The 5,795-nt window shown below is 74.3% G+C and carries 6 protein-coding genes; 1 reads left to right on the top strand and 5 read right to left on the bottom strand.

Annotation, left to right across the window (positions count from 1 at the left end):
- The 4 genes from KS423_RS36710 to miaA all read right to left on the bottom strand — a co-directional run.
- A partial coding sequence (locus KS423_RS36710; protein WP_224284076.1) for a bifunctional (p)ppGpp synthetase/guanosine-3',5'-bis(diphosphate) 3'-pyrophosphohydrolase occupies positions 1-1,668 on the bottom strand: 1,668 nt, incomplete at its 3' end.
- Positions 1,669-1,878: 210 nt separating this feature from the next.
- Complete coding sequence (gene dapF, locus KS423_RS36705; protein ID WP_224284075.1) at positions 1,879-2,784, bottom strand: diaminopimelate epimerase; 906 nt, start codon at positions 2,782-2,784, stop codon at positions 1,879-1,881.
- Positions 2,785-2,817: 33 nt separating this feature from the next.
- A complete protein-coding gene (locus KS423_RS36700) occupies positions 2,818-3,330 on the bottom strand; it encodes a hypothetical protein (RefSeq protein ID WP_224284074.1) in 513 nt (170 codons plus the stop codon).
- 227 nt (positions 3,331-3,557) lie between these two features.
- Positions 3,558-4,502, bottom strand: a complete 945-nt coding sequence (gene miaA / locus KS423_RS36695; protein WP_224284073.1) for a tRNA (adenosine(37)-N6)-dimethylallyltransferase MiaA — start codon at positions 4,500-4,502, stop codon at positions 3,558-3,560.
- Positions 4,503-4,666: 164 nt separating this feature from the next.
- Between miaA and KS423_RS36690 the strand changes: the two genes are divergently transcribed.
- Positions 4,667-4,927 carry an antitoxin gene (locus KS423_RS36690; RefSeq protein WP_224284072.1) on the top strand — a complete coding sequence of 87 codons (261 nt, stop codon included), beginning with the start codon at positions 4,667-4,669 and terminating at the stop codon, positions 4,925-4,927.
- Positions 4,928-4,931: 4 nt separating this feature from the next.
- On the opposite strand, the gene KS423_RS36685 is transcribed toward KS423_RS36690, so the two are convergent.
- On the bottom strand, positions 4,932-5,630 hold the full coding sequence (locus tag KS423_RS36685) for a class III extradiol dioxygenase subunit B-like domain-containing protein (RefSeq protein WP_224284071.1): 699 nt from the start codon (positions 5,628-5,630) through the stop codon (positions 4,932-4,934).
- Positions 5,631-5,795: the final 165 nt, after the last annotated feature.

The following is a 5,795-nucleotide window of genomic DNA, read 5'->3' as shown; positions in this document are numbered from 1 at the left end:
CGGGCCGGTGCGGACCACCGGATGCCGGGCCGGGTGGTCGGCCAGCCAGCGCTCGATGGCCAGCCGGGCGGCCGGGGTGCGGGCGTGCGCCAGCCACTCGGGGGCGGGGCCGGAGGGCTGACCGCCGCCGGCCGGGAGGGTCTCGGTGAGCACCGCGATCTGGTCGCCGTCCTCCAGCACGGTGGACAGCGCGGTGAGCCGCCCGTTGACCCGCGCGCCGATGCATCGGTGGCCGGTCTCCTCGCCGAGCAGGTAGGCCGCGTCCACGCAGGTGGCGCCGGCCCTCAGCTGAAGCGTTTCGCCACTCTCCGTCACCACGGTGATCTCGCGGTCGCCTGCCAGGTCGGCGGTGAGCGTGGACCAGAAGGCGTCCGGGTCGGGCGTCTCCTGCTGCCACTCCAGCAGCCGGCTGAGCCAGCCCGGGCGGGCCGGGTCGGTGCGGTCCAGCTCGTCGGCATCCTGCACGGCGCCGGCCGGGGACGGGTCGCCGAGCGCGACCACCCCGGTCTCGGCCACCTCGTGCATCCGCCGGGTGCGGACCAGCACCTCGACCACCGCGCCGCCGCTGAGCGCCACGGCGGTGTGCAGCGACTGGTAGAGGTTGAACTTGGGCGCGGCCACGAAGTCCTTGAACTCCCCGGGCAGCGGTGTCCAGCAGGTGTGCAGCTCGCCGAGCACGGCGTAGCAGTCGGCGTTCTCCTCGACCACCACCAGCAGCCGCCCGAAGTCGGCCGGCCGCGGCCCCGGCGGCAGCCCGTCCGGCCCGGGCACGGCGGCCCGCCGGAGCTGCACCCGGTGCAGCGAGACGCAGTGCCGGGGCCGGACGGTCACCTCGGCGGCCACCCCGGCCTCGGCCAGCTGGCGGGCCAGCTGGCGGGCGAAGGGCTCCAGCAGAGTGTCCGGCTCGGCCTCGTGACCGGCCATCAGGGCGCGGGTGCGGGTGTGCTCCTCGGGGTGCAGGGTGGCGAAGACGATGTCCTCCAGCTCCGCCTTGAGCACCTGGATGCCGAGCCGCTCGGCGAGGGGGATCAGCACGTCCCGGGTGACCTTGGCGATCCGCACCTGGCTGGCCGGCTTCATGTGCCGGATGGTGCGCATGTTGTGCAGCCGGTCGGCCAGCTTGATCACCATCACCCGGACGTCGTCCCCGGTCGCGACCAGCATCTTGCGGAAGGTCTCCGCCTCGGCGGCGGCGCCGAAGTCGACCTTCTCCAGTTTCGTCACCCCGTCGACCAGATAGGCGACCTCGGGGCCGAACCCGGCTGCCACCTGGTCCAGCGTCAACTCGGTGTCCTCGACCGTGTCGTGGAGCAGCGAGGCGACCAAGGTCGTCGTCCCGGCACCCAGCTGGGCCAGGATCATGGTGACGGCCAGCGGGTGGGTGATGTACGGCTCGCCGCTCTTGCGCTTCTGGCCGCGGTGGCTGGCCTCGGCGAGCCGGTACGCCCGGGCGAGCAGGCCGAGGTCGGCCTGGGGGTGGTGCCGGCGGTGGACCCGGACGAGCGGCTCCAGGGCGTCCGGCACGGGCGGCCGGCCGGTGGCGAGTAACGCGGCCCGCCCGGCCCGGCCGAGGGCTGCCCGGCCGAGCTCTCCGAGGGGCCGCCTGGCCCCGGCCTGCCGTACGGTCGTCGGCTGCCCCGTCAGGGACTGCCCGGCTTCGATGGTCATCGGCACCTCCGGCAACGGTCGCCGGGCGCCGCCCCTCCCGAGGGGGGTGATCCTGCTACCCCTCCCCAGGGGTGATCGACCCGGTGGTCCATGCTACCGAGCGGAGCACGTTCCGCGACGCCCTGATTCCCGTCCGCGACCAGTATCACCCGATCGGGGGGATTCGTCACCGCACGAATTGGGCAAACCGGCCTGCCCCTTGGGTAGGCGTCAGCGCACCGACTCCCACCAGCGCCCGTCCAGCCGCCCCTCGGCCACGATCACCGCCGGCCCGGTCATCTCCACCCGGCCGTCCGGGTGCTCGGTGATGACCAGTCGGCCGCCCAGCACGTCCACCGTGTACGAGACCGCCTCGCCGGTGACCGCCGGGTCGGCTCCGTCCCGGCGGATGGCCGCCACCGCCACCGCGCAGGCGCCGGTGCCGCAGGAGCGGGTCTCGCCCGAGCCGCGCTCGTGCACCCGCATCGCGACGTGCCGCGGCCCGCGGTCCACCACGAACTCGACGTTGACGCCCTCCGGGTAGGCGCCCGCGGGGCTGGTGAGCGGCGCGGTGAACAGGTCGCCGGCGAGGTCCAGGCTCTCCACGAAGGCCACCGCGTGCGGGTTGCCCATGTTGACGTTCAGGGCCGGCCAGCGCCGCTCGCCGACCGCGACCTCGATGCCGTCCGGCCCGGGCAGCCGGGCCCGGCCCATGTCGATGGTGACGTCGCCGGGCGTGCCGTCCGCGGCGGCCTCGGCGACCTTCGCGGTGAGCACCCCGGAGCGGGTGGCGACGGCCAGCTCGCCGGGCTCGGCCAGGCCGGCCTCGACCAGGAAGCGGGCGAAGACCCGCAGGCCGTTGCCGCACATCTCGGCGATGCTGCCGTCCGAGTTGCGGTAGTCCATGAACCACTCGGCCCGGTCGGCCATCCCCGCGGCGGCCGGGTCGGCGGCGGCGCGCACCACGCGCAGCAGCCCGTCCCCGCCGATGCCGGCCCGCCGGTCACACAGCGCGGCGACGGTCTCGGGACCGATCTCCAGCGAACCGTCCGGGTCCGGGACGATGACGAAGTCGTTCTGGGTGCCGTGCCCCTTGAAGAAGGGGATGCCGCCCTGCTGGGGAGAGGATGCGCTCACCCCTCCGATGGTACTGAGCGGTGGGCCGCCCGCTCAGCGCAGGTACGCGACCCGCCAGACCGCGAGCGCGCAGGCGGCCAGCGCGATCAGGGTGTAGACCACGATCGCCTTCCAGCCGGCCCGCTGCCCGGAGCCCCGGCGCGGCAGCCCCGGCCACTTGTAGCCGGCGTGCCGGGCGGCCATCGCGCCCCAGCCGACCGAGGCGGCGGTGAACAGCAGCCCGAGCATCCCGACCATGGTGGCGCGCGCCCCGGCCGAGCCGAAGGCGAGCGGGAAGGCGAACATCAGCGAGCCGAGGGTGCCCAGCAGGGCGATCGGCAGCGTCTGCCACCAGCGCAGCCGGCGCAGCGGGCGGATCTCCCGTTCGTGCACCGCACCGCCGGGCGGGGTGCGGGTGTCCAGGGCGGGCACCGCGACCGCGTAGGAGGTCGGCGCCTCCAGACCGGTCAGCACGGGGAGGTCGCCCATCGTCGACTCGTCGAACTCTTCGGCCGGTGCGGTGACGCTCCCGCTCTGGCCGGACTCGGGGCCGGTACCCGTCGACACGCGGCCTCCCCTGACAGTTCGACACGAGCGGACTCGCGGCCGGGCACGGTCGGCCCGTTGGCCGACCCCTACGGCATCGATGATGGCATGTCCAGGGAGGCGTTCCGGGCCTGACCGGGGTCGACGGGTGATCCGTGGCCATCACGTGATCGGGCCGTGACCGCCGGTTCGTCCTGCACGGCCACCTGCGCGCGCAGGTGCACCGCCGGATTGGCCGGAAACCCGTCCTACGCGGCCGGAACTCCCTGACGCCCGATCAGTTCGAGGGACCGGCCCAGCAGCTCGACGGGGTCGGCGCCGGCCGGCCGGGAGAGCCAGTTGATCCGGTCGTCGCGGCGGAACCAGGACTCCTGACGGCGGGCGAAGCGCTTGGTGGCCCGGACGGTTTCGGCCCGGGCCTCGTCCTCGGTGCACGCTCCGGCGAAGTGGTCGAGCACCTGCTGGTAGCCGAGCGCCCGGGAGGCGGTCCGCCCCTCCCGCAGCCCGGCCTTCTCCAGCTCCCGCACCTCGTCCGGCAGTCCGGCCTCCCACATCCGGTCGACCCGCAGCGCGATCCGCTCGTCCAGCTCGGCGCGCGGCACGGCGACGCCGATCTGCACCGCCTCGTAGACGGCGGTGTTGCTCGGCAGGTTGGCGGTGAACGGCTGCCCGGTGATCTCGATGACCTCCAGGGCGCGGACGATCCGCCGGCCGTTGCTTGTGAGGATCGCCTCGGCGGCCGCCGGGTCGAACTCGGCGAGCCGCCGGTGCAGCGCGTACGGGCCGTCCTGCTCCAGTTCGGCCTCCAGCCGGGCCCGCACCGCCGGGTCGGTGCCCGGGAACTCCATCTCGTCGATCGCCGCCCGGACGTACAGCCCGGATCCGCCGACCAGGACGGGCGTGCGGCCGGCGGCGAGCAGCCGGTCGATCTCGGCCCGGGCCAGCCGCTGGTACTCGGCGACGCTGGCGGCCTCGGTGACGTCCCAGACGTCCAGTAGGTGGTGCGGCACTCCCCCGCGCTCGGCCGTGGTGAGCTTGGCGGTGCCGATGTCCATGCCCCGGTACAGCTGCATCGAGTCGGTGTTGATCACCTCGCCGTCGAGACTGCGGGCGATGGCGACGGCCAGGTCGGACTTGCCGGCGGCGGTCGCGCCGACGATCGAGATGACACGCGGGGTACGGGAGCTGCTCACCGCTCCAGTCTCGCAAAACCCCCGGGCCACCGGAGACCGGGCTGCCACGAGGCCGCACCCGCGCGACGATATGACTGTTCCCCGGACTTTTTCCGGCCGTTTCCCCGGTTGGGACCGGTTTGCGAACGCTTCGCCGGGCACGGTCGTTGTGCAGGGAACAGCGGATGAAGGAGATCGCCATGGGTCTGATGGACAACCTCAAGGGCAAGGCCGAGGAGCTCAAGGGCAAGGCCAGCGAGTTCGCGGGCAAGCACAGCGACCAGATCGAGAAGGCCGTGGACAAGGCCGGCGGCGCGATCGACAAGGCGACCAAGGGCAAGTACAGCGACAAGATCGAGCACGGTGCCGGCAAGGCCAAGGACGCGGTCGGCGACTTCGCCCACAAGCCGAAGCACGGCGACGAGGGGCAGCCCCCGCAGTCCTGACCCGCTAGGACCAGGACGCCACGAAGTACCCGACCCCGTACGGCGCGTCCTGGTAGCCCAGCCTCCCGGTGAGGCCCGCGCCCTCCGCGGCGCCGGCCAGCACCTGCCACGGTGCCCGGCCGTCGGCCTTGAGCTCGGCGGCCAGGCCCGGGTCCAGTGCGGCCAGGGCCGGCAGGTCGGCCGTGCCCAGGGCGGCGGCCAGGGCGGTGTCGAAGCCCTCGGCCCGCTCGTCCAGGTAGCCGGGCGCCTTCACCGAGCGGCAGGCGCTGCCGTCACCGAGTACCAGCAGGGCGACCCGGTCCGCGAGGCCGGCCAGGCCCTGGCCGAGGCCGAGCATCCGGTCGGCGGGAGCGTCGGCGGGCACCGCGCAGGCGTGCGTCGGCAGGGTCACCCCGGCGCGCTCCAGCAGCCAGGCGCCGACGGTCAGCGAGGGGGCCAGCTCCGGCCCCTCGACCCGGTCGCCGGGCAGCTTGGCGACCAGCGGCACCCCGTAACGGTGGAAGGAGCCCGCCCCGCCCTCGGTCCACACCTCGGCCTCCGGCCCGGTGCCGACCACCACGACCAGCTGCGGTCCGGCCGCGACCAGCGCTGCCAACGCCTCGTCGCAAGCGGCGCGCAGCACGTCCAGCTCGGCGGCCGCCCCGGCGGCGACCTCCGGGACGAGCAGGGGTGGACAGGGGCACACGGCGGCGGCAACCAGCATGCGGATCACTTTAGGGCCTGTCGCCCGGATCCCGTTCTGCGAGATCCGGGCGACAGGCCCTAACCGACGACGGCGGCCCGGTGGGAGTCGGAACTCCCACCGGGCCGCCGTCACGAGCAGCGGGTCAGTCGCCGCAGCAGGCCCCGCCGGCCGGCGCGGCGAGCG

This window comes from Streptomyces sp. LS1784 (assembly GCF_020103755.1).
GTDB lineage: Bacteria > Actinomycetota > Actinomycetes > Streptomycetales > Streptomycetaceae > Kitasatospora.
Note: the sequence above shows the minus strand (reverse complement) of the source record. Positions and strands in the feature narration are given on the sequence as shown.